This is a genomic window from Aestuariimicrobium ganziense (genome assembly GCF_015352975.1).
Lineage (GTDB): Bacteria > Actinomycetota > Actinomycetes > Propionibacteriales > Propionibacteriaceae > Aestuariimicrobium > Aestuariimicrobium ganziense.
Window position 1 is genome coordinate 97,770 of record NZ_JACYIZ010000004.1, and the last position, 23,184, is coordinate 120,953.

The following is a 23,184-nucleotide window of genomic DNA, read 5'->3' on the forward strand; positions in this document are numbered from 1 at the left end:
GACGAGGGTGCGCGTCGGTAGGCCGCGGTCGCCGGGACGCGGGTTGAGAGGGGGACTGGCTCAGCGCTTCGGTGTCGCCGGCGGGGTCGCGGCGGGGGTGGCCGGGGTCGCCGGGGTGGGGGTCGGCGTCGGGCTCGGCGAGGGCAGGCAGACCGAGTTGCCGGGCACTGCGATCTCGACGGCAGCCTTGGCATCCATGCCGCCGTAGGTGTTGCCCACCAGCACGTCGACGGTGTGGTCGGGGCGCTGGTCAGCGCGGACGGTCGCGTTCTTGAAGTGCGCCGCGACCAGTTTCACCTCGGGGTTGTTGGCGTCGGCGCCGACGATCACGGTGGTCTTGATGCGCTCGTCGGTGTTGTCGACGTGCTTGATCATGAAGCCCTTGGCCTTCAGTGCCTTCGCCACCGTGGTGGCCAAGCCCTGCTTGTAACCCCCGTTGTAGACGTTGACCGTCACCTGGGACGACTTGAGCTTCGGGCCCACCGACTGGGTGACGCAGGGGTCCGGCGGCCGCGCTGGGATCGGACGCATCACGTTGCGGTAACCCCACCAGGCGCCGTAGCCGAGGAAGGCGAGCAGCACCGCGAGGGTCAGCGGGGTCACCAGAGCCCGCAGCACCTTGCGCGCGGTCATCGTCGCCTCCCCACCATCGTCCAGGTCACCGCAGTTCGAGCACCCGGGCGTGCATGGTCTGGCGCTGCTGCAGTGCGGCCCTCAGCGCGCGGTGCAGCCCGTCCTCGAGGTACAGCTCGCCCCGGTACGACACGACGTGGGCGAACAGGTCACCGTAGAAGGTCGAGTCGTCCTCGAGCAGCGCCTCGAGGTCGAGGGTGCGCTTGGTGGTCACCAGCTCGTCCAGACGCACCTGGTGAGGGGCGATGGCCGCCCACTGCTTCTGGACGTAGCCGTGGTCGGGATAGGGACGAGAGTCACCGACGCGCTTGAAGATCACGCAAGCGAGGATAGCCGGTCGACATGATCGAACCACCGACGAGAGCCGGGTCGTTGCCGGATCGCGACCGGGCTTGGACAAATCTGGGGAGTTTCTCAGGCTTTGGTGCCCGGCCAGCGGAGCCACTCGCAGCGTTGTGCCACGCTTGTGGCCATGACTGACAAGAGCTCCGACGTCGTGGCTGAGATCACCCAGGGCTACACCTTCGACGAGCCCGCCATCGAACTGGGCGTGCTGATGCACGACGACAGCCCCGTGCCCGAGGCCAAGGTGCGCATCCCGTTGTCGATGCTCAACCGCCACGGCCTGGTGGCCGGTGCCACCGGTACCGGCAAGACGGTGACCCTGCAGGTGATGGCCGAGCAGGTGGCGGCCGCGGGCGTGCCGGTGTTCGCCGCCGACATCAAGGGCGACCTGTCGGGACTGGCGTCGCCCGGGCAGCCCAACGAGAAGCTGCTGGCCCGCACCCAGAAGATCGGGCAGGACTGGCAGCCGACCGCCTCGCCGGTGGAGTTCTACGCACTCGGCGGTGAGGGCATCGGGGTGCCGCTGCGCGCCACGATCAGCTCGTTCGGGCCGATCCTGCTGGCCAAGGTGCTCGAGCTCAACGACACCCAGGAGTCGACGCTCGGTCTGGTCTTCCACTACGCCGACAAGGCCGGACTGCCGCTGCTCGACCTCGAAGACCTGCGCGCGGTGCTCACCCACCTGGTCAGCGACGAGGGCAAGGCCGAGCTCAAGGCGATCGGCGGGGTGTCGTCGGCGACCGTCGGGGTGATCCTGCGCTCATTGATCACCCTGGGCGACCAGGGTGCCGAGGCGTTCTTCGGCGAGCCCGAGTTCGACAGTCGCGACCTGCTGCGCACCACCACCGACGGACGAGGCGTGATCTCGCTGCTGGAACTGCCCAACCTGCAGAACCGTCCGGCGATCTTCTCGACCTTCCTGATGTGGCTGCTGGCCGACCTGTTCACCGACCTGCCCGAGGTCGGCGACGTCGACAAGCCCAAGCTGGTGTTCTTCTTCGACGAGGCGCACCTGCTGTTCAAGGACGCGTCCAAGGCGTTCCTCGACGCGATCGCCCAGACCGTGCGGCTGATCCGGTCGAAGGGCGTCGGTGTCTTCTTCGTCACCCAGACGCCCAAGGACGTGCCCGAGGAGGTGCTCGCCCAGCTGGGTTCGCGCGTGCAGCACCAGTTGCGTGCGCACACCCCCAACGACGCCAAGGCGCTCAAGGCGACGGTGCAGACCTTCCCGCACAGCTCCTACGACCTCACCCAGGTGCTCACCCAGTTGGGCATCGGCGAGGCGATCGTCACCGTGATGGACCCCGATGGTGCCCCCACACCGGTGGCGTGGACGAGGATGCGCGCCCCGCAGTCGATGATGGCCCCGACGCCGGCCGACCAGCTCACCGCGGGGGTCGCGCGCTCGTCCATGATGAGCAAGTACGGCACCGAGATCGACCGCGACTCCGCCCACGAGATCCTCGCCCGCAAGCTCGAGGAGGGTGCGGCGGCGGCCGAGCGTGAGCGCGAGCAGGCCGAGGCCGAGAAGGCTGCGGCCCGCGAGGCGAAGGAGCAGGCCCGGCCGGCGCCGCGCACCACCCGTGCCCGTCAGGAGAAGGGGATGGTCGAGAAGGTGGTCGGCTCGAGCGTGTTCAAGCAGTTCATGCGCTCGGCCGGACGAGAGATCGTCCGCTCGGTGTTCGGCAACGCCCGGCGCCGCTGAGGCCTGATCGCCAGCGCCGCGGGGGCTCGTCCGTAGGGCGCTGCATGGGCTCGTCCCCACCTCGGCTGCGCCGCTGACCCCTTCCCCCGCACGAAAATCGAGTTTGAGCACCAACGTTGGTGCTCAAACTCGATTTTGGTGCATGGGAACGCCGGTGTGAGGATGTGGCGATTACTTCGGCTGCAGCGCACCAAGCCCCTGCCGGGGGAACCGCGCCGGTGCGCCACCACTTCGGGGTCACTCTGGTGATCGCGATGCTCGGCATGCTGGGCCCGTTCACCGTCGACACGATCTTCCCCGGCTTCGCGGCCGTCGGCGAGCAGTTCCGGGTGGACGAGGTCGCCATGCAGCAGGTGACCAGCGTCTACCTGTTGAGCTTCGCGGCGATGTCGCTGCTGCACGGTCCGATCTCGGACGCGGTGGGCAGGCGTCCGGTGATGATCACCGGTCTGGTGCTCTACGCGCTCGCCTCGATCGGCTGTGCCCTGTCACCGAACCTGGGCGCCCTGCTGGCGTTCCGCTCGATGCAGGGCCTGGCGGCCGGTGCTGCCCAGATCATCAGCCGCACCCTGATCCGCGACATGTTCGCAGGGCCCGCTGCGCAGCGGCTGATGGCCCAGGTCTCGATGATCTTCGCGGTCGCTCCGGCGGTGGCCCCGATCGTCGGAGGCTGGCTGCTGCAACTCGGCCGCTGGCCCGTGATCTTCTGGTTCCTCACCGGCTTCGCACTGTTCCTGGCGGTGCTGGTGCTGCTGGTGGTGCCCGAGACCCATCCGGTCGAGAACCGGGTGCCGTTCAACCTGCGCGAGGTGATCGGCGGGGTGTTCGAGGTGGGCCGCCACGGCGCCTTCCAGCGGCTGGCGCTGACCAGCACCTTCGCGTTCGCGGCCCAGTTCCTCTACATCGTGGGGGCGCCGATCTTCATCGTGCGTCTGCTCGGCAAGGGCGAGCAGGACTTCTGGATGCTGTTCGTCCCGCTGATGGCCTCGATGATCGTGGGCTCGTTCCTCAACGCGCGGCTGGCGCATCGGGTGCCCGGACGAAAGCTGGCGACGATCGGCTTCGGCCTGACCCTGGTCGCTGGCGTGGTGAACGTGGTGGCGTCATCGCTCCCGGGGGCCCCGGCCCTGCCCTGGGCAGTGCTCGGACCGTCGCTGGTCGCCTTCGGTGTGGCGCTCAGCTTCCCGGTGGTGCAGTTGGTGATGCTCGACCTGTTCCCCCGCCGGCGAGGGGCGGCCGCGTCGATGCAGGCCTTCGTCACCCTGCTGTTCAACGCCGCCCTGGCCGGGGTGATCTCGCCGCTGGTCAGCGGGACCGTGCTGCAGATGGCGATGGCATCGGCAGGCTTCTCGGTGATCGGCTTCCTGCTGTGGTTGTGGCACCTGCGTGCGGTGCCGGCTGACCGTGAGGTCGTCGACGATCATTCCCCGGCGAGCAACAGGTAGAGCTCGCGGCGGGTGCGGGTGAGCAGTTCGGCCGCTGCGGCGGTCTGCTCGGTGTTGCCGGTGAGCACGACCTGGCGGGTGGCCTCGCGGATCTCGACCAGGAGCGATCGCAGGTCAGGACCGGCGTCGGTGTCGTCGCCCGAGCCGAACGGATCGGCCCAGGAGTCACGCTGTTCGGCGACCAGGGTCTGTCCGGCGTCGGTGAGGGTGGCGAGCTTTCGTCCGCCCTCGGCGCTGACCTGCACCAGGCCCTCGTCCTCGAGCAGGTTGAGCGCGGGGTAGATGGCGCCGGGACTGGGGGTCCAGCGGCCCTGGGTGCGGTCGGCGATGGTCTGCATCAGCTGGTAGCCGTGCATCGGCTCCTCACTCAGCAGCAGCAGGACGGCGGTGCGAACGTCGCCGCGATGGGCTCGTCCGCCGCGTCCGTGGCGTCGCCCTCGTTCGGGACGACCTCCCTCGCGGTGGCCTCGACCCTCGATCGGGCCTCGGGGGCGGCCTCGTCCGCCGTGGTGGGGACGACCGAAGCCCTCGGGTCCCTCGTCGTTGAATCGGTGGTTGTGGTGGGTGCGCGTCATGGCTGCACGTCCTCTCGTCTTCGCCGAACCCGTGTGGTTCGACAGCATCACGATATATCGAGACATGCTTGCGGTGCAAGTTGGGCAGGGAGGTCACCGCAGTACCTCGCACCGTCGCGACGAGCAGAGTTGACTGGCAGCACGACACGGAAGGGGACACACCATGGAGTACGGACGACTCGGCACCTCTGGCCTCAAGGTCAGCAAGGTCGCCCTGGGGTGCATGAGCTTCGGCGACGGACGGCGGGCCACCTGGTCGCTGAATGCCGAGGCCGCCGAACCGATCTTCCGCAAGGCGGTCGAGTTGGGCATCACCTTCTGGGACACCGCCAACGTCTACGGCTACGGCAGTTCTGAACAGATCGTCGGCGAGGCGATCACCAAGTACACCTCGCGCGACCAGGTCGTGCTGGCCACCAAGTTGGTCAACGCCATGCCCGAGGGCGGCCCCGGCGCGCAGGGGTCGTCGCGCAAGGCGGTCATGCAGCAGATCGACAACTCACTCAGGCGCTTGGGCACCGACTACGTCGACCTCTACCAGATTCACCGCTTCGACTTCCACACCCCGGTCGAGGAGACCATGGAGGCGCTTCACGACGTGGTCAAGGCCGGCAAGGCCCGCTACCTCGGCGCGAGTTCGATGTATGCGTGGCAGTTCGCCACCCTGCAGCACGCTGCCGACTTGGGCGGCTGGACCCGCTTCGTCTCGATGCAGGACCAGTACAACCTCCTGCAGCGCGAGGAGGAGCGCGAGATGTTCGGCCTGCTCGCCCACCAGGGTGTCGGGTCGATCCCGTGGAGCCCGCTGGCGGGTGGGAAGGTCGCACGTCCGTGGGGCGAGACCGGCACCAAGCGCTCGGAGTCCAGTGGTGAGACCGACCAGTACGGACGCCCGCTGTTCCGCGACGCCGACCCGCAGGTGGTCGCCGCGGTGCAGCAGGTTGCCGAGGAGCGGGGTGTCTCGATGGCCCAGGTTGGACTCGCCTGGGTGATGCGCAATCGAGTGGTCAGCTCGACCATCGTCGGCGCCACCAAGCCCGAGCACCTGGCCGACGCCGCTGCTGCGGTCGATATCGACCTCACCGACGACGAGGTGGCTCGCCTCGAGGAGCACTACGAGACCAGGCTGCCGACCTACTTCACGTGACCCCTGCGGGGGGTTGAGGGGCCCGCTGATGGTTTCGTGCCACGCGATGGCGCTGAAGGGCCGATTTCGGCCACTTTCGCCGATCGCGTGGCACGAAACCATCAGGTGCTGCCGGGCACAATGATCTGGTGAGCACTGTTCGCACCTTGGTCGCGGTCGATGCAGGCGGCACCAGCACCCGGGCCGTGCTGCTCGACGAGCACGGCACGGTGCTGGGACGGGGCACCGCAGGGCCGGGCAACCCGATCAGCGCCCCCGACGAGGCCGTCGGCAACCTGGTCAGCGCCATCGCCGACGCTGCTGGCGACACCGGGCTTGGGCTGGTGGCGATCACGCTCGCCGGCGCCGCCACACTCGGCGGGCAGGTGCCCGGCCTGGACGGCGCCCTCGCCGATGCCGGCATCGAGGCGCCCGTCCTGATCGAGCCGGACCTGCTCTCGGCGTGGTTCTCGGCCACCACTCTCACCGACGGCGTGGTGCTTGTGGCCGGCACCGGAGCGGTCGCCGCAGTGGTCGCCGACGGTCAGCTCGGCACCCTCGTCGACGGCTGCGGGTGGCTGCTCGGTGATGACGGCTCAGGCACCTGGATCGGACGTCGCGTCGTCCACGACGTGCTGGCCTCGCTCGACGGACGGGGTCCGAACACGGTGCTGACGCCCGCCCTGCTCGATCCGCTGCCCGCCGGCGAGGGCAGTGATCGTGCCCGGATCATTCGTCACGCCATGTCGTCGCGGCCGACGGCACTGGCCGAGTTCGCCCGGCTGGCGTTCGAGCACGCCGACGACCCGGTGGCGACAGCGATCCTCGACGAGGCGGCCGAGCACCTGCTGCACACCGTCCGCACCGCCTGCGGTCACCTCACGACGACGGGCGCCGCGACGGTGGTCCTCGCCGGGGGCATTGCGTCAACGGTCGTCGGTGACCGCGTCGCCGCGGCCCTCACCAGCGACGGCGCGTCCGTGATGCGCGCAGTCGACGGCACCGTCGGCGCTGCCCTGATCGGGCTGCGGCACCTTGGCGTCGCAGTGGACGAACCGCTGCGCCAGCGGCTGGCCGGGCTCAGCCCTCGGGAATGACGACGACGGCGTCGATCTCGACGTCGAAGCCGCGCAGGTCGACCGGCACCGTCGTCCTGGCCGGACGGGCCTCGCCGAAGAACTCCGCGTAGGCCTGGTTGAAGGCCGGGAACAGGTTCAGGCTCGACAGGTAGGCGTTGACCTTCACCGCATGCCGCATCGAGGTTCCCGCAGCTTGGCAGACCTTCTCGAGGTTGTTCAGGGTCTGGGTGACCTGGACCTTGATGTCACCGGCGCCGACCAACTGGCCGTGCTCGTCGTTGGGCACCTGGCCCGCGCAGAACAGCAGGTTCCCCACCCGCATGCCCGGGGTGTAGGGGCCGCCCACCGGAGGGATGCCCTCGGGATGGATCTTCTGGACACTCATCTGTCTCTCCTTGTCAGGTCGATGTTCTGGGGGATCGGTCAGGCTCGGCGGAGCCCTCGTCCGCTGGTGGCACCGGTCAGGGTGCCGTCGCGCAGCACCTGTTCGCCGTTGACCCAGACCTCGTCGATGCCGACCGCCAGCTGGCGGGGTGACTCGTAGGTGGCCAGGTCGCGCACGGTGTCGGGGTCGACCAAGGCGATGTCGGCGGCCATCCCGACTCGGAGTGCGCCGCGTCCGCGCTGGTCAGCGCGCCCACCAGCGAACCCGTGGACGAGTGCGGGGTGCTCGGCCAAGTGCCAGGCGGCGTCGCCCCAGGTCCACACCGAGCGGTCGAGTACCCACTCGCGAAGGTAGCGGGCGAAGTTGCCGAACGCCCGCGGGTGGGGGTGGTCGCCGATCGCGATCCCGTCAGATCCACCGACCATCGACGGGTGGGTGAACAGCGGCGCCATCGCGTCGACGTCGCGGGTGTGGCGGGGCTCCATCACCGTGGTGGCGTGCAGTCCGGTGTCGGCCAACAGGTCGAGGACGAACTCCCGCTCGCCGACCCCGGCTCGGGCGGCCGCCTCGGCGATGGTCAGCCCGGGCACCTCCGGTCGTCCTGGCGCGTGGGCGATGGTCATCTGGCTCGCCCAGCCCGGACCGAGCGCCGAGGTCTCGGCGTGGTGGGGGAACCACACCTCGAGCAGGTCGCGGCGCACCGATTCGTTGCCGAGCTTGGCTGCCACCTCGGAGCGTGCGCCGCTGAGCAGGTCGGGCGGCAGCAGCGGCATGGCCACCAGGGTGAAGCCGCGCAGGTAGAGGTAGCAGTCGTAGGTGATCCGCGGGAGCGATCTCGACACGCCCGCTCGTTCCTCGCGGGCCACTCGATCGACCAGACCCGGCTGGTCGAGTGGCGGTCCCTGCGAGCGTGTCGAGACCGCTGGCGCTGTCTGTTCGGCCAGAAGTTCGTCGATCAGTCCGGTGAGCAGCCCGGGCTCGCCGTGGTAGTGGCTGATGTGGGCGCGCACACCAGACCCGGCCACGATCTCGCCGACCTCGGTGGTGCCGAGCCGCGACTTCTCCTCATAGCCCCCGCGCATGTGGGTGACGTACACCCCGTCGAGCGCGGCCACTGCACGACAGATCCGGATCAGCTCCGGGACGTCGGCGTGCACACCTGGCACGTAGTCCAGTCCGGTCGAGATGCCGACCGCGCCCTCGGCCAGACCTTGCTCGACCAGCGCCACCATCGCGTCCAGTTGTTCGCAGGACGCCGCTGCCGACGACATGCCCATCACCTCGTGGCGCACGGTACCCATCGGCACCAGGTAGGCCACGTTGACCGGGGTCGTCCGGTCGTAGGACGTCAACAACTGCGCCACCCCGCCACCGGAGTAGGTCGGGTGCTCGCCGTTGAGCGGCCCGAAGTAGTCGGTGCCGTACTCGCCCGACCCGGGGGCGAACGAGACCCCGTCCTGACCGACGACGACACTCGTCACCCCTTGTCGCAGGCAGGCCATCTGGGCGTCGGCGTCGAACACCATCGCGTCCAGGTGGCTGTGCGCATCGACCAGCCCCGGTACGACGATTCGTCCACCGACATCAACCACCCGATCGCCGGGAAGCCCAGCAACCTCGCCGACCGCGGTGATCACACCGCCCTCGAACGCCAGGTCACCGGCGGTCGGCTCGTCCACGCCGGGCAGCACCAACCGACCACCCCGCAGCAGCGTGCGCATCAGAAGTACGTCCTCACCCAGTCGACCACCCGGGCCTCGAGCGCGTCAGCGTCGTCGAGCACCGGGATCGTGCGCCACTTGTCGAAGGCGGTGCACGGGTGTGAGATGCCCAGCCGCACCAGTGACCCGACCCGCAGCGGTGATCCTTCGGGCACCGCCATGGTGGCGTGCTGGTCGTTCGAGCCGAGCAGTTCGTGGCCGACCAGGGGCTCGAGCCCGGACGAACCCAGGCCCAGTTGCGGGACGGGCAGTCCGGAGTCGTGTGGGAAGTCGCGCTTGCCCGCGTCCAGGATCGCCCGCCCAGGCTCCGGCATCGACAGCACCCGCGCCCACAGGTGCAACGCCGGGGTGAGCACAGGTCCGTCCGCACCCCGGGCCGAGGGCGTGGCGTGCAGGTAGGTGCCGTCGTCGTGACTGACCACCGACCCGGCCCTGACCAAGCACAACGTCTCCGGCGTGGTCGGTCCGAAGGCCTCGGTCACCTGGTCGAACCAAGTGCTGCCACCGGCGGTCAGGATCGCCTGGTCACGCTCGACCATCCCAGCGACCCGTCCGCGCAGGTCGACCAGGTCGTCCAGGAACCGCCGCACCACAGTGACGTCCTCCGCGCTCGTCCCCTTGACCGCGACACCCTCGTAACCGCCGACACCGGCCAACTCCAGGTGCGGGGCCCGGGCCACCGCCTCGGCCACCCGCACGGCCTCGTCCACGCTGCGTGCGCCGGTGCGCACCGTGCCCAGTTCGACCAGCACCGGCAGTCGGCGGCCGGCGTCGGCCAGCGCGGCGTCCATCTGCGCGACCGCGTCGACCGAGTCGACCCAGCAGGTCACCTCGGTCTGGTCGGCGATCGAGGCCAGCCAGCGCAGTCCCTTCGGACGCAGCACCAGGTTCGCCACCAGCACGCGGGGAACGCCGACCGCGTGGGCGACCCGCACCTGCGCCTCATTGGCCAGGGTGATGCCCCAAGCGCCGGCCTCGAGTTGGGCCAGCCACAGGGCCGGCGCCATCGAGGTCTTGCCGTGTGGGGCGTGGGCCAGGCCGCGCGACGACGCCCACGCGGCGAAGGCGGCGATGTCGTGGTCGAGGGCCTTGCGCGACAGCGTCAGGCACGGTGTGGGTTGGTCGGCGGTGTCGCCCGGGTCGCCAGCGAAGGAGTCGAGCCGTCGTCCCACCCACTCAGCCGGGGCGCCCTTGTCAGCCCACGAGAGCAGGCTCGCCTGCTCGTCCGCGACGAAACGACGCAGTCTCGTCAGGTCTGGTGCAGGCGGTGTGTGTTCAGTGGGGGAGACACCTGACATGACCCTGAGACTAGGACCGAAACGGTGAGCCGACGGCTGAATCCGCCCATCCGCGCACTCGGTGCATGGCAGCCTTGAACTCGACGTCGACCCACCCTCGTCGGCGCACACAGGCAAGGAGACCCCCGATGGGACTGTTCGACATCTTCCGCAAGGACGAGCCGGCCGCGACGCGCCGTTCGGTGCTCGACGAGGCCAATGACCCCGCGCGCAGCGACGACATCGTCACGAACCTGATCGAGCAGTTGGTGGAGTTCGGCATCGAGGGCAAGGGCCCGATGAAGTCGGCTGTCCAGGTCGGCGACGCAGCGCTCAAGGACTCCAACGGTGATGTCGAGAAGGCGATCGACAAGGTGGCCCGCGACCACCTCAAGCTGGCCGCTGTCGGCGGGTTCGCGACCGGGCTCGGCGGCTTCATCACCATGCCGGTGGCGCTGCCGGCCAACATCATCGAGTTCTACGTCACCGCCACGCGCATGGTCGCCTCGATCGCCCACTTGCGCGGCCACGACGTGAACCGCGACGAGATCCGCACCGCCGTGCTGCTCACCCTGACCGGCACCCAGACCGACGACATCCTGCGCAAGGCCGGTATCGCGCCCGCCGCGGGTGTCGCGACCAACGCCCTGCTGAAGAACCTGCCGAGCGCTGCGTTGATGATGATCAACAAGGGTGTGGGCTTCCGCCTGCTGCGCAACCTGGGCACCAAGGCCTTCGCCAAGCTGGGCAAGGCGGTGCCGTTCGCCGGTGGTGTGGTGGGGGCGGGCCTGGACGGCTGGATGATCAACCGGGTCGCCGACCACGCTCGCCGCGAGTTCCCGACGCAGGTGCGAGGCACCACCGTCTGAGGCGCCCGCGCCCCGGTGGCCACGCACTAGGCTCGTCGGTGACGAGAGGACGAGCAATGGCGCGAGCCTTCCGCCCGGGGCAACGGGCCGACCTGTGGATCCACGACATCGAGACCGGCGAGTCGACGCTGCGCCATCGCAGCGAGTCGGTGCTGTTCGAGGCCCCCAACTGGACCCTCGACGGCCAGTGGTTGGTGATCAACGGTGACGGCAAGCTGTGGCGGATCAGCGTCGACGGTGAGGACGAGCCCGAGCACATCCCCACCCCTGGGCTCGACGACCTCAACAACGACCACGTGCTCGACCCTGATGGGCGCCACGTCTTCGTCTCGAACAGCGGCGACTTCCAGGTGCACCGCGTCGCGCTGCCTGACGAGAACGGCGAGGTCACCGAGCAGCCGATGCAGGTGACCGCCTCCGACGGCGGCATCTGGCACTTCCTGCACGGGGTCTCACCCGACGGCGCCGAACTGGCCTGGATCGGTCTGAGCGGCCTCGATGCACACGGTCAAGCCAATGCTGACAAGGTGCGCACCAACATCTTCTGCACCACGGTCGGCCCGGTCGACGGGCTGGACGAGACCCCCGGCCTGCGCCAACTCACCGAGGGCGACGCGCCACACGACGGCTCGGAGTACTCACCCGACGGCGAGTGGATCTGGTTCAACTCCGAGCGCAACTCGTCCACGCCCGGGCACGCGCAGGTCTTCCGGATGCCGGTCGGCGGCGGTGAGCCCGAGCAGTTCACCTTCGACGAGCGGGTCAACTGGTTCCCGCACCTGTCACCCGATGGGCGACGGATCGTCTACATCTCCTTCCCCCCGGGCACCGAGGGGCACCCAGCTGACCTCGACGTGATCCTGCGTGAACTGCTGCTGGACGATCGTGACGAGCAGGGTCGTCCCACCCACCGCGACCTGACCGCCATCTTCGGTGGTCAGGGCACGATCAACGTCAACTCGTGGGCGCCGGACTCGAAGCGGTTCGCCTACGTCGCCTACACCCCCGCAGACGTCTGAGAGGAAGTGCCCCGTGGCACCGCTGAAGCCCGGCCAGCGCACCGAGGTGTGGCTGTACGACATCGAGACCGGCGAGCAGGTGCTGCGCTGGAGCACCGACCAAGTGCGTCTGGAGTCGCCGAACTGGACCGAGGACGACCGCCTCGTCCTCAACGCCGACGGTGACCTGTTCACCTTGAGCGCCCGTGGCGACGATGCCCCGGTCAAGATCGAGCTGCCGGGGCTGCCGCCGGCCAACAACGACCACTGCTTGGTGCCGGGCACCAACCTGATGGTGGCATCCTGCGATGACAAGCACCTCTACCTGGTCGACCTGGCCGGGGGAGTCGACCCGGTGCTGATCAGCGGCGAGGATCAGGGGCGGTGGCACTACCTGCACGGGGTGTCGCCCGATGGTCGCGAGGTGGCTTGGACCGCGGCCCGTGACACCGACCAGGGGCGGGTGCGCTCGATCTGCTGCTCGCCGGTCGAGCCGGTGGCGATGGGCACTGCGGTCACGCCCGGGTTGCGGCAGGTGACGCCCGAGCACGGCCAGCCCAACGGCTCGGAGTACTCACCCGATGGTCAGTGGATCTGGATCAACTCCGAGAAGGAGTCCAGTGTCGTCGGCCACCAGCAGATCTTCCGGATCCCCGTGGAGGGCGCGCTCGATGGGTCGGGTGAGCAGTTCACCTTGGACCAGCGGGTGAACTGGTTCCCGCACCTGTCGCCCGACGGACGCCGCATCGTCTACCTGTCCTACGAGCCCGGTGTCGACGGTCACCCGGCCGACCTGCCGGTCGTCCTGCGCGAGCTGCTGCCGGGCGAGCCCGACGAGCAGGGACGAGCCACCCACCGTGACCTCGTGTCGCTGCTGGGCGGTCAGGGGACGATCAACGTCAACTCGTGGGCGCCGGACTCGCGCTGGTTCTGCTACATCGCCCACCCGCTCGGCGACGACTGAGAAGCTGGTTGTGTGCAGTCACTGGGGAGTGCTTCCGTAGTGGAAGCACTCCCCAGTGGCACTGAGACAAGGGTCTGCTGACCACCCCGAACGACGACGGAGTCACACGTGACGACCGAGCGCACCCGCATCGGCATCCAGGGTTGCGGCGTGATCTCGCCGAAGTACCTCTCGGTGCTGATGGCCCTGCCTGCGGTCGAGATCACCGCCGTGTGCGACCTGGTGGACGAACGCGCGCAGAGGGCGTCGCAGGTGTCGGGTGCACCGGTGCTCGACCCGGCCGAGTTCGCGACCAGCGACGCCTTCGACATCCTGCTCGACCTCACCGAGCCGGCCAACCACCACGCCACCGAGATGGCGGGGCTGCAGGCCGGCAAGCACGTCTACTGCGAGAAGCCGCAGGCGACCACGTTCGCGCTGGCCGGTGAGCTGCTCGACGCCGCAGACCAGAAGGGCGTGCGACTGGGCACTGCGCCTGACACCGTGCTGGGCACCGGCACTCAGACCGCGAGGGCGACCCTCGACTCCGGCCGGATAGGCGAGCCCCGGTTCGCGACCGCGTTCATGGCCGGCGGCGGACCCGACCTGTGGCACCCGGGGCCCGACTTCTTCTTCCAGTTCGGTGGCGGCCCGATGTGGGACATGGGTCCCTACAACGTCGCGGCGCTGGTCAACCTGCTCGGCCCGATCGTGCAGGTGTCGGCGTTGACCTCAGGCCGTGGCCGCGACCGTCGTCCGATGATCGGGCCGCACACCGAGACGACGTTCACCCCCGAGGTGCCCACCCACGTGTCGGCGTCGTTGCTGCACGCCAGCGGTGTGGTGACCACGCTGATCGAGAGCTGGGACGCATTCGGTGGGACGAACCTGCCCCACATCGAGGTGTACGGCACCGAGGGCAGCATGTCGGTGCCAGACCCCAACACCCACGACGGTGACGTCAAGGTCCGGGCACGCGGCGACTGGGAGTTGGTCGAGCCGTGGGCTGGTGTGGTCGGTGCCGAGCGCGGGATCGGGGTGGCCGACATGGCGGCCGCGATCCGTGACGGACGACCCCACCGCTGCTCGGCCGAACTCGGCCACCACGCCGTCGAGGTTATGGAGGCCGTGGTGAAGTCGGGCGAGGAACGCCGCTTCATCGACATCCTCAGCACCTGCCAACGCCCCGAGGGCGTCCCGCTGACCCCACTGGCCGAGTGGGGCCTCTGAGCGACTTCTCTGGCTGGTCGAGTAGTTCCCGAGGGACGAGGGAACGTGTGTCGAGACCAAGGGCACCAGCGAGCGTTGAGACCAAGGGCACCCGCGAGTGTCTCGAGACCAGCACTCCACACTCGCTGCACGCTTCCGGCGTCCCATGCCCCGACACCAGCCGCTCGTGCGACGCTGGGCGCATGGGTCGCAAGAACATCATCTTGATCGTCTCCGACGACCACGGCTACGCCGACCGCTCGCTCCTTGGACATGACTCGGCGGTGCACACCCCGGCACTTGACCGCCTCGCGGCCGAGGGCACGTCGCACACCGATGCCTACGTCACTGCGCCGGTCTGCTCGCCGTCGCGCGCGGGCCTGATCTCGGGGGTGCACCAGGCCCGCTGGGGCGCTGACTTCTTCGAGTCGTCCAGCTTCCCTCCGCCGACGCTGCCCACCTTGGCTGAACGTCTCGGCGCCCAGGGTTACCGCACTGGCTACCTCGGCAAGGTGCACTACGGGCTGGACGAGCCGGGCTCGCGATCCTGCCCCGAGCAACACGGCTTCGACGAGAGCTTCTATGGCCTCGGCTCGGGACAGATGGGGCGTCTCAACTACATGCGCCACTCCCGCGCAGCGCAGGCCGAGTACAAGGAAGCTGCCGCCCCGATGGCCGTCGCACCCCTGTTCGACAACGGGGAACAGGTCGAGCACGAGGGGTTCCTCACCTGGGAGATCGGACGCCGCGCACGCGACTTCATCGCTCGCGCGGCCGCGGACGAGCAGCCGTTCTTCCTGCTGGTCGCCTTCAACGCCGTGCACAACTTCTGTTGGCAGCTGCCGGCCGACGAACTGCGCAAGCGCGGCCTGCCGCACCACGACGACTGGCACCCCGCCAGCGGCGCGACCTACCACGACTGGTACGACAACGCGATCGTCCCCAACCTCGAACACGGGCGTGAGTACTACCTCGCCCAGCTCGAACTGATGGACGCCGAGATCGGGCAGGTGCTCGACCAACTCGACGAACTGTCGCTGGCCGACGACACCGTCGTGGTCTACACCACCGACAACGGTGGATCGCCGTGCAACTACGCGTCCAACACCCCGCTGCGAGGCACGAAGTACACCTTGTGGGAGGGCGGTGTGCGGGTACCGATGATCGTCCGCTGGCCGGGTGTGGCGCAGCCGGGTGCGACGGTTCCCGGGTTGGCGAGTTCCCTCGACCTCACCCCGACGCTGCTGCGTGCGGCCGGGACGAAGCTCGCCGACGACGAGCCCTGCGACGGCCAGGACCTCAGCGAGCTGTGGACCGGAGCGGGTGAGGGTCACGACGCCCTGCACTGGACGACAGGTCCGTGGTCGTGGTCGGTGCGCCAGGGTGACTGGAAGCTCAGCTGGGTCGACCCGGACTCCACCGAGGCCGGTGGTCTGCGACGAGTCGAGCACGCGCCGGTCGGCTCGGGCCACTTCCTGGCCAACCTCGCCGACGACCCGGGTGAGCAGGTCAACTTGGTCGAGTCGCATCCCGACGACTTCGCGCGCATGCTGGCGCTGCACGAGCAGTGGGCCGACGAGGTGCGCACCTCACGCGAGCACTACGACCCACTGGTGCCCGAGGGGTGGCGCAGCCGGTCGGGCGCCAGTCACTGAGTCACGAGCGCGCTCCGGCCGGCTGGTCGAGCAGGAGCGAGCGACGAGCGACGTGTCGAGACGCCCGCTGCTCAACCCGCCTGATCGCCGCGCTCCTGACGCCGCCGCTCCAACCGAGCCCCGATCGCGTCCGGCCAGGACGGCACGATCACCCCCGCCGCGGCCATCGCCGCGCGCACCTTGGGCCTGGTCCGATAGACCCCGAACAGGGCCAGTCCCAACAGCACGAACTCGGTCGCGAACGCCGCCCGGAACGCGTTCATCGAGTACCCGCCGAACAGGTCGAGCACCAGGCCGACGATCCACATCGACGTCACCGCGAAGGTGAACGCGCCCATGATCACCACACCGGTGGCGGTGCCGATCCGGCTGGTCAGGTTGCGGGTGCGGGCGAGTTCCAGGCCGATGTTCGAGCCCGAGGCGCAGGTCGACAGGGCGAGCATCCACAGCACCAGCACCCAGTACGGCGGACGAGGCCACACCAGCACCAGCGCCAGCGCTGCGGTGTTGATCCCAGCGACGGTCAGCGAGAAGTTCGACAACCGCAGCGGGTGCCGCGGGGTGAGCCAGCCCACCACGCCACCAGCGACGATGCCGCCGATCACCATGATCGAGAACAGCGTCGAGATCTGTGCTGCGTTCAGTCCGACGCCCTGCTCGAGGAAGGGATAGCCCCACATCATCACGAACACCAGCGGCGGGTAGCCGGCCAGCGCATGCAGGTAGAACCCGAGCCGGGTCCCGGGGTTGCGCCACACCTCGCGCACGGTGTGGACGAAGCCGGGCTGGTCGTCCACCTTGGTGCGGATCGGTTGCCCGTCGGCGCGGTTGCGCAGCATCGTCCACGCGAAGGTGCTGGCGAACAGACCGATCACCGCGAGCACCGTGAACGCCGGCGTCCAGCCCCGGGCCCGCAGAAAGACCGCGAACGGCACCGCGGTGAGGATCTGTCCGAGTTGGCCAACCATGGTCAGGCTCTGGACGAGCAGCGGCACCCGTTTGTTGCTGAACCAGGCCGGCATCATCTTCACCACGCAGGTGAAGGTCATCGCGTCGCCGGCACCGATCAGGATGCGCGCCACCACCGCCGACGGCACCGCCTCGGCAAACGCCAGGCTGAACTGTCCCAGCCCCATGATCAGCGCCCCGGTGCCGATCACCAGCCGACTGCCGTAGCGGTCGGCCAGCAGTCCGGCGGGCACCTGCATGAACGCATAGGTGAGCAGTTGCACCACCACGAACAGGCTGACGATGGTGGCGGGGGCGTTGAAGCGGTCGGCGGCGACCAGTCCAGCCACGCCGAACGAGGTGCGGTGGACGATCGCCACGGTGTAGATGACCGTGGCCACGCCGAGCATCAGCCAAGCGCGGCGCGAGTCGAGCAGGTGGGGCTGCACGGGCTCGCTCATGGCGCCCACACTAGGCCCGGGCACGCATCTCGGTGAGGCGGCGTTCGAGGTGCGACCGCTCGGCGTCGTTGTCGCAGGCCTCGATCGCTCGGACGAACGCCAGCTCTGCCTCGTCCCAGCGTTCGGCCCGCGTCAACAGCTCGGCCCTCACCGACTCCAGACGGTGCCCGACCAGCTCGATTCCCTCCAACGCCTTGAGCCCGGCGAGCGGACCGTCGGCCTCGGCGACGGCGACCGCGCGAGCCAGTGCCGCGGCCGGTGAGGGGGCGATCCGCAGCAGTGTGTCGTAGTGGCGGACGATCCTGGGCCAGGCGGTGTCGGCGGCGGTCGGCGCGCTGGCATGCTCCCAGGCGATCAGGGCTTGGACGAGGTTGCTGGCGGCCAGCGCCGGCAGCTCGTCGGTGGTGTCGAGGTCGTCGATCAGGTGACGCGCGCGGACGATCTCGTCGTGGTGCCACCGGGTGCGGTCCTGGTCGGCGAGCAGCACGAGCTGGCCGTCAGCGTCGACCCGGGCGTCGCGTCGTGAGTGCTGAAGCAGCATCAGCGCGAGCAGCGCCACCAGCACCGGCTCACCCGGACGCAACCCGAGCACTGTCTCGACCAGCCGGATCGCCTCACCGCTGAGTTCGGTGCGCACCACATCAGGCCCTGATCCCGGCGCATAGCCGGCGGTGAAGGCCAGGTAGCCCACCTGGGCGACTGTCTCGAGACGGCCCGGCAGGTCGTCCGACGCCGGTACGTCGAATCCGATGCCGGCAGTGACGATCTTCTTCTTCGCGCGGGTGATCCGGGCCGCCATGGTGGGCTCGCTGACCAGGAACAGCCGGGCGATGTCGGCGGTCGAGACACCGAGGACGAGCCGCAGGCTCAGGGCGGCGGCGGCCTCGAGGGCGAGCGCGGGGTGGGCGCACATCATCACCAGGCGCAGCAGGTCGTCGTCCACGTCTGGGAGGTTGGCCATGGTGTCGGCTCCTGGGGCGGTGGTGGGGGAGTCGGTGGTGAGTCGCTCGACGGTGCGCTGCCAGGTTCCTTCGGAGCGCAGCCGGTCGAGCAGCCGGCGCTGGGCGGTGGTGTTGAGCCACGCTGCCGGGTTGTCGGGAACTCCCTGCTCAGGCCAGGTGCGGGCGGCGGCCTCGACGGCGTCAGCGAGGGCGTCCTCGGCCAGGTCGACCCGGCGGTAGCGCGAGACGAGCAGGGCGATCAGCCGGCCCCAGTCCTCACCGACGACCCGGCTGAGCGCCTCGCCGGCGTCGGTCACGCCTGTGCCTGATCTTCTGGGACCTGGTCGTCCGGGGTGGGAGTCGGGATCGCCGGGCGGATCTCGACGGCGTAGCCGTGGGGCAGCAGGGCTGCGGCGGCGATGGCCGAGTCGAGGTCGGGCAGTTCGGCGTCGTAGTAGCCGCTGATCACCTCGGCCGTCTCGGCGAACGGTCCGTCGCTGACCACCAACTGGTCGTCCCGGTGGCGGATGGTGGTGGCGGCCTCGGCGCCGGCCAGGGGTGCGGTCGAGACCAGGCGTCCGTGGGTGGTGAGGTGGTTCTCGAACTGGGCGTGCTGGGTCATGAACTCGGCCTGCTGTTCGGGGGTGAACGAGGTCCAGTCGACGGGGGTGGCGGCGATCAGGAACAGGTAGCGCTTCATCGGTCTGCCTCTCAGGGTGACGGGACGCCGCGTGCGTCCTCATCATCGTGACGGACGAGGGCGCCAGTTCTCGACGGTCCTGTGCGAGCAGTTTCAGAGCCAGCCGGTGATGACCAGCATGGTGCCGAAGATCGCGAAGACCAGCCCGGCCAGGACGAAGGCGACGCCGCCGGCACCCGAGCGCGCGCCAGAGGCGAGCGCGAACTGGGACTCGTCCTCGGGGTTGACCACGATGTCGACCTCGAACGGGAAGCTGCGCAGCGTCCCCCAGGTGGTGCCCATCTGGCTGGTGGTCTTGTGGACGACCCCGTTGGCGTCGGTGCGCTCGAGCTGCCAGTGCTGCAGGCTGTTGCCGTCGCCGCCGGAACTCCAGGTGTAGCCCGTGACCCGGGCCCGTCCGGGACGCCAGGTCTGCAGGCGGTTGCGGTGCTGGCGCACTTGGTTCCAGCCCATGAAGGCGATGAGCAGTCCGAACAGGGCCATCAGCAGTCCGAAGACCCAGACCGTGCTGGTGGGCATGGGCTCCTCCTGGGGTGTGGGGGTGGATCCAGCGTTTCAGGCATCTGGGTCAGGGTCGAGCACCGATCATGGAGGGCATGGAGTTCGAGGTGGAGGGCGAGATCATCGAGTGGCGCGGACCGGCGCCGTTCCTGTTCGTGGCGATGGACCCCGACGACTCCGACCTGCTGCGCTCGTTGACCCACCTGAGCTACGGGTGGGGGTGCTACGCGGCGCGGGTGCAGTTGGGGGCGACGAGCTACACCACCTCGCTGATGCCCAAGGACGGGGTGCTGATGGTGCCGGTGAAGGTGGCCGTGCAGCGCGCCGAGAAGGTGGGGCTGGGTGATCGGGTGTCGATGACGGTCGAGGTCTCCGAGCCCTGATCCGCTTGCTGAAGGGTGGCGACGAAGGAGCGTGTCGAGATCGCCGGGGTTTCGCTACGGGCTCGTTTCTCGCCCTACTCGACCATCCAGATCGCCCGGCCCGGTCCTCGCCCCTCCTCAGTGAGCTTCAGGGGTGTCGGTGGCCTCCTGCACCATCCAGTCGCGGACCTCGGGCATGTCCTCCAGGTGCTCGACGATGTAGGTCTCGTGGCGCCGCAACTGCTCCTCACACCACGCCTTCACCTCGCCGGCCCCACGCGGGCGCCGCGTCGTGTTGTGGATCGCGTCGATCACCAGGTCGTAGCGGCTGGCCCGGTTGCGCACCACCATGTCGAACGGGGTGGTGGTCGTCCCGCGCTCGATGAAGCCGCGGCAGTGGAACCGGTCGGCGTCGGGTCGTCCGTGCACCAACTGGTGGATCGTGCCCGGGTAGCCGTGGAAGCTGAAGATCACGTGCTGGGTGTCGGTGAACAGGTCGCTGAACAGCTCGGCCGACATGCCGTTGGGGTGGTCCTTGGGACGCGAGAGGGTCATCAGGTTGACCACGTTGACCACGCGCACCTTCAACTCGGGCAGCTTCTCGCGCAGGATCTGGGCCGCGGCAATCGTCTCCATCGTGACGATGTCGCCGGCGCAGGCCAGCACGATGTCGGGCTGATCGCCGGAGCTGGGGTCCTCGTTGCCGGCCCACTCCCACACCGACGCGCCACGCTTGCAGTGGGCGTTGGCCTCGTCCAAGGTCAGGTACTGCAACTGTGGCTGCTTGTCGATGACGATCAGGTTGACCCGGCTGCGCGACTGGAACGCGTGCCGCGACACCGAGAGCAGGCAGTTGGCGTCCGGCGGCAAGTAGACCCGGGCCACCTCTCCGCGGTGCTGGATGACGTTGTTGATCAGCCCCGGGCCCTGGTGTGAGAAGCCGTTGTGGTCGTTGCGCCAGGCGGTCGAGCTGAGCAGGATGTTCAGGCTCGGCACCTTCGCCCGCCACTCCAGGTGGCTGGCCTCCTCGAGCCACTTGGCGTGCTGGATGGTCTGCGACGCGCTCACCATCGCGAACGCCTCGTAGGTGGCGAACAGCCCGTGACGCCCGGTCAGGTTGTAGCCCTCGAGCCAGCCGTGGCAGTTGTGCTCGCTCAGCACTTCCATCACCCGCCCCGACGGGGAGAGCTTCACGTCGATGTCGGTCAGCGACTCCATCCAGGTGCGGTCGCTGGCCTCGAACACCGCCCCCAGCCGGTTGGAGTTGGTCTCGTCGGGGCAGAACAACCGGAAGTTGTCGGGGTTGCGGCGATAGATGTCGCGCATCAACTTGCCCAGCACCCGCGTCGACTCGTGGCGCGAGCCACCGGGCGAGGTCACCTCGACCTCGTAGTCGGCGATGTCGGGCAAGTCGAGGTCGCGAGCCAGCAGACCACCGTTGGCGTGCGGGCTGGCCGACATCCGCAGGTCACCCTCGGGGTTGTTGGCGAGGACGACCGCGCTGGGGTGGCCGTTGTCGTCGAAGAGTTCCTCGGGCTTGTAGGAACGCATCCAGTCCTCGAGCAACCGGCGGTGCGCATCGTCCTGCTTGACCCCTGACAAGGGAACTTGGTGCGATCGCCAGGTGCCCTCGACGACCTCGCCGTCGACGATCTCGGGTCCGGTCCAGCCCTTGGGGGTGCGCAGGACGATCATCGGCCAGCGGGGGCGGGACGAGGGTTGGGGGGCGTGGTTGGTGTGGTCGGACGTGGTCTCGACACGCTCGCTGGCGCTGGCTACTCGACCGGCGTCGGCTCGCGCCTCGGCCTGGATGGCCTTGATCCGGTCGTAGCAGTGGGCCAGTGCCTCGGTGATGCGGTGGTGCATGCCGGGCAGGTCGTCCCCGGTGACCTCGACCACCTCGTAGCCGTGCCCCTCGAGCAGGCTGCGTACCTCCTCGGGGGACTTGCGGCCGAGCACCGTCGGCCCGGCGATCTTGGCGCCGTTGAGGTGCAGCACCGGCAGCACCGCTCCGTCGCGAGCCGGGTTGACGAACGAGATGCCCTTCCACGACCCCTCCAGCGGACCGGTCTCGGCCTCGCCGTCACCGACAACGGTCAGCGCAATCAGGTCAGGGTTGTCGAAGATCGCCCCGACGCCGTGGATCAGCGCATATCCCAGCTCGCCACCCTCGTGGATCGAGCCCGGAGTCGTCACCGAGGCGTGCGAAGGGATGCCCCCGGGTGCCGAGAACTGGCGGCAGAAGCGCACCAGCCCGGGCTCGTCCTGGGTGACGTGCGGGAAGTTCGGGGTGTAGCTGCCCTCGAGGTACGAGGCGCCGGTCAGCGACGGACCGCCGTGCCCGGGGCCGGCGATGTAGATCATCTGCTGCCCGGTGAGCCTGATCAGCCGCGACGCGTGCGCATAGATGAACGCCAGCCCCGGCGAGGTGCCCCCGTGCCCGAGCAGCCTGGGCTTGATGTCGTCGGCGCTCAGCGGTTCGCGCAGCAGCGGGTTGGCCTGCAGGTAGATCTGGCCGACGGTGAGGTAGTTGTTGGCTCGCCACCAGGCGTCGATGGCGGCCAGGTCGTCATCACTCAGGGTGGACAGGTGCTCCAGCGTGGGCTCTGTGCTCATGGAGTCCACTGTTGTGGCTCGGCGGGGTCAATCAAGCGATTTCACCCAAATGACATCGAGGTCTGACCGTGAGGGTGTGCCGTCGGGGGCTTGCGCCGACGTGCCGCGGACGACCAGGTCGGCCGCCTCCCACGGTCGTGATTCGGCCTGGAAGGGATCCTCGTGGCTCTGCCACTCCTCCCAGAAGTCCTCGGCCTGCTGCGGACTCCGGTGGTAGACGACCACGTCGCGATCGATGCCCCGGCGGCGGGCTTCACGCTCGTCCGACTGCACCCAGACCACGACGTCGGCGAGGTCACGCAGGGTGGGACGAGCCGAGCCGACCCCCTCGATCACCAGCGGACGCGCTCCCGAGCAGGTGATCGCCCCCTCGCGGTTCCGCTCGTCCCAGGCCTGCGGGCGGTAGCGCACGTCGTCGCCGGCCCGCCACGGCGTGATCACGTGGTCGGCCAGCAGGTCGTCCCAGCCGAAGAAGCTCTCGTACCAGGCCACGTCGTCGGTGCAGACGATGTCGGCGCCCAGCGCTGTCGCCAGCCTCGCGGCCAGGGTGGTCTTGCCTCCACCGGATCGTCCGTCGACCAGCACGAGCGGACGACCGGTGCCCGCGCGCTCATGCACGAAGCGGACGAGCGTGGCGTCGTCCCACGGTTGCAGGTCGTCGAACAGCGGTTCCTCGGCGGGCAGGTGCAT

22 protein-coding genes are annotated in these 23,184 nt (G+C 69.1%); 10 read left to right on the forward strand and 12 right to left on the reverse strand.

The genetic code is table 11. The features are described from left to right. Window positions 1–60: 60 nt before the first annotated feature. Window positions 61–633, reverse strand: coding sequence for a LytR C-terminal domain-containing protein (locus tag IE660_RS08610; protein WP_203567952.1), 573 nt, complete (start codon window positions 631–633; stop codon window positions 61–63). Window positions 634–658: 25 nt separating this feature from the next. After that, a complete protein-coding gene (locus IE660_RS08615; protein ID WP_203567953.1) occupies window positions 659–952 on the reverse strand; it encodes a type II toxin-antitoxin system VapB family antitoxin in 294 nt (97 codons plus the stop codon). Window positions 953–1,105: 153 nt separating this feature from the next. On the opposite strand from IE660_RS08615, the gene IE660_RS08620 reads away from it, so the two are divergent. Together IE660_RS08620 and IE660_RS08625 are read left to right on the forward strand one after the other, a co-directional pair. Next, the gene (locus IE660_RS08620; protein ID WP_203567954.1) at window positions 1,106–2,683 is read left to right on the forward strand and encodes a helicase HerA-like domain-containing protein; all 1,578 of its coding nucleotides are present in this window, start codon (window positions 1,106–1,108) and stop codon (window positions 2,681–2,683) included. 218 nt (window positions 2,684–2,901) lie between these two features. Continuing rightward, window positions 2,902–4,128, forward strand: coding sequence for a multidrug effflux MFS transporter (locus IE660_RS08625; protein ID WP_203567955.1), 1,227 nt, complete (start codon window positions 2,902–2,904; stop codon window positions 4,126–4,128). Here the strand turns inward: IE660_RS08625 and IE660_RS08630 are convergent. Beyond that, the gene (locus tag IE660_RS08630; protein ID WP_203567956.1) at window positions 4,104–4,703 is read right to left on the reverse strand and encodes a PadR family transcriptional regulator; all 600 of its coding nucleotides are present in this window, start codon (window positions 4,701–4,703) and stop codon (window positions 4,104–4,106) included. The genes IE660_RS08625 and IE660_RS08630 overlap by 25 nt on opposite strands. 163 nt (window positions 4,704–4,866) lie before the next feature. On the opposite strand from IE660_RS08630, the gene IE660_RS08635 reads away from it, so the two are divergent. After that, a complete protein-coding gene (locus IE660_RS08635) occupies window positions 4,867–5,850 on the forward strand; it encodes an aldo/keto reductase (RefSeq protein ID WP_203567957.1) in 984 nt (327 codons plus the stop codon). A gap of 128 nt (window positions 5,851–5,978) precedes the next feature. Beyond that, complete coding sequence (locus IE660_RS08640; protein ID WP_203567958.1) at window positions 5,979–6,926, forward strand: N-acetylglucosamine kinase; 948 nt, start codon at window positions 5,979–5,981, stop codon at window positions 6,924–6,926. Here IE660_RS08640 and IE660_RS08645 read toward each other — a convergent pair. Genes IE660_RS08645 through IE660_RS08655 form a run of 3 tightly spaced genes read right to left on the reverse strand, consistent with a single transcriptional unit; the run spans window position 6,910 to window position 10,312 of the window. Continuing rightward, window positions 6,910–7,293 (reverse strand): RidA family protein, encoded by a 384-nt coding sequence (locus tag IE660_RS08645; protein ID WP_203567959.1) that lies wholly within the window; start codon window positions 7,291–7,293, stop codon window positions 6,910–6,912. The two genes, IE660_RS08640 and IE660_RS08645, sit on opposite strands and share 17 nt — an antisense overlap. Window positions 7,294–7,331: 38 nt before the next feature. Continuing rightward, window positions 7,332–9,014: an N-acyl-D-amino-acid deacylase family protein gene (locus IE660_RS08650; RefSeq protein WP_203567960.1), complete on the reverse strand. Its 1,683-nt coding sequence runs from the start codon at window positions 9,012–9,014 to the stop codon at window positions 7,332–7,334. Continuing rightward, entirely contained in the window at window positions 9,014–10,312 is a 1,299-nt protein-coding gene (locus tag IE660_RS08655; RefSeq protein WP_203567961.1) for an alanine racemase, read from the reverse strand. The genes IE660_RS08650 and IE660_RS08655 overlap by 1 nt, the downstream gene beginning before the upstream one ends. Before the next feature lie 128 nt (window positions 10,313–10,440). Here IE660_RS08655 and IE660_RS08660 point away from each other — a divergent pair, with 128 nt between their 5' ends. The 5 genes from IE660_RS08660 (at window position 10,441) to IE660_RS08680 (ending at window position 15,965) form a co-directional block, all read left to right on the forward strand. After that, window positions 10,441–11,160 (forward strand): EcsC family protein, encoded by a 720-nt coding sequence (locus tag IE660_RS08660; protein WP_203567962.1) that lies wholly within the window; start codon window positions 10,441–10,443, stop codon window positions 11,158–11,160. Window positions 11,161–11,216: 56 nt separating this feature from the next. Next, window positions 11,217–12,179 (forward strand): PD40 domain-containing protein, encoded by a 963-nt coding sequence (locus IE660_RS08665; protein ID WP_203567963.1) that lies wholly within the window; start codon window positions 11,217–11,219, stop codon window positions 12,177–12,179. A 13-nt stretch (window positions 12,180–12,192) separates the two neighbouring features. Further along, window positions 12,193–13,122 carry a TolB family protein gene (locus IE660_RS08670; RefSeq protein WP_203567964.1) on the forward strand — a complete coding sequence of 310 codons (930 nt, stop codon included), beginning with the start codon at window positions 12,193–12,195 and terminating at the stop codon, window positions 13,120–13,122. 108 nt (window positions 13,123–13,230) lie between these two features. Beyond that, window positions 13,231–14,331, forward strand: coding sequence for a Gfo/Idh/MocA family protein (locus IE660_RS16390; RefSeq protein WP_203567965.1), 1,101 nt, complete (start codon window positions 13,231–13,233; stop codon window positions 14,329–14,331). Window positions 14,332–14,513: 182 nt separating this feature from the next. Beyond that, window positions 14,514–15,965, forward strand: coding sequence for a sulfatase family protein (locus tag IE660_RS08680; protein ID WP_203567966.1), 1,452 nt, complete (start codon window positions 14,514–14,516; stop codon window positions 15,963–15,965). A gap of 71 nt (window positions 15,966–16,036) precedes the next feature. On the opposite strand, the gene IE660_RS08685 is transcribed toward IE660_RS08680, so the two are convergent. The 4 genes from IE660_RS08685 to IE660_RS08700 all read right to left on the reverse strand — a co-directional run bounded on the left by IE660_RS08685 (window position 16,037) and on the right by IE660_RS08700 (window position 19,534). Then, window positions 16,037–17,374 (reverse strand): MFS transporter, encoded by a 1,338-nt coding sequence (locus IE660_RS08685; protein WP_203567967.1) that lies wholly within the window; start codon window positions 17,372–17,374, stop codon window positions 16,037–16,039. A gap of 10 nt (window positions 17,375–17,384) precedes the next feature. After that, on the reverse strand, window positions 17,385–18,632 hold the full coding sequence (locus IE660_RS08690) for an RNA polymerase sigma factor (protein WP_203567968.1): 1,248 nt from the start codon (window positions 18,630–18,632) through the stop codon (window positions 17,385–17,387). Then, window positions 18,629–19,015, reverse strand: a complete 387-nt coding sequence (locus IE660_RS08695) for a YciI family protein (RefSeq protein WP_203567969.1) — start codon at window positions 19,013–19,015, stop codon at window positions 18,629–18,631. Before IE660_RS08695 ends, IE660_RS08690 begins: the two co-directional genes overlap by 4 nt. A 93-nt stretch (window positions 19,016–19,108) precedes the next feature. Then, the gene (locus IE660_RS08700) at window positions 19,109–19,534 is read right to left on the reverse strand and encodes a DUF3592 domain-containing protein (protein WP_203567970.1); all 426 of its coding nucleotides are present in this window, start codon (window positions 19,532–19,534) and stop codon (window positions 19,109–19,111) included. A 77-nt stretch (window positions 19,535–19,611) separates the two neighbouring features. Between IE660_RS08700 and IE660_RS08705 the strand changes: the two genes are divergently transcribed. Beyond that, window positions 19,612–19,899 (forward strand): DUF1905 domain-containing protein, encoded by a 288-nt coding sequence (locus tag IE660_RS08705; protein WP_203567971.1) that lies wholly within the window; start codon window positions 19,612–19,614, stop codon window positions 19,897–19,899. A gap of 117 nt (window positions 19,900–20,016) precedes the next feature. Here the strand turns inward: IE660_RS08705 and IE660_RS08710 are convergent, their stop codons facing one another. Continuing rightward, entirely contained in the window at window positions 20,017–22,494 is a 2,478-nt protein-coding gene (locus tag IE660_RS08710; protein WP_203567972.1) for a phosphoketolase family protein, read from the reverse strand. Between the two features lie 27 nt (window positions 22,495–22,521). After that, window positions 22,522–23,184: a uridine kinase family protein gene (locus IE660_RS08715; protein WP_203567973.1), complete on the reverse strand. Its 663-nt coding sequence runs from the start codon at window positions 23,182–23,184 to the stop codon at window positions 22,522–22,524.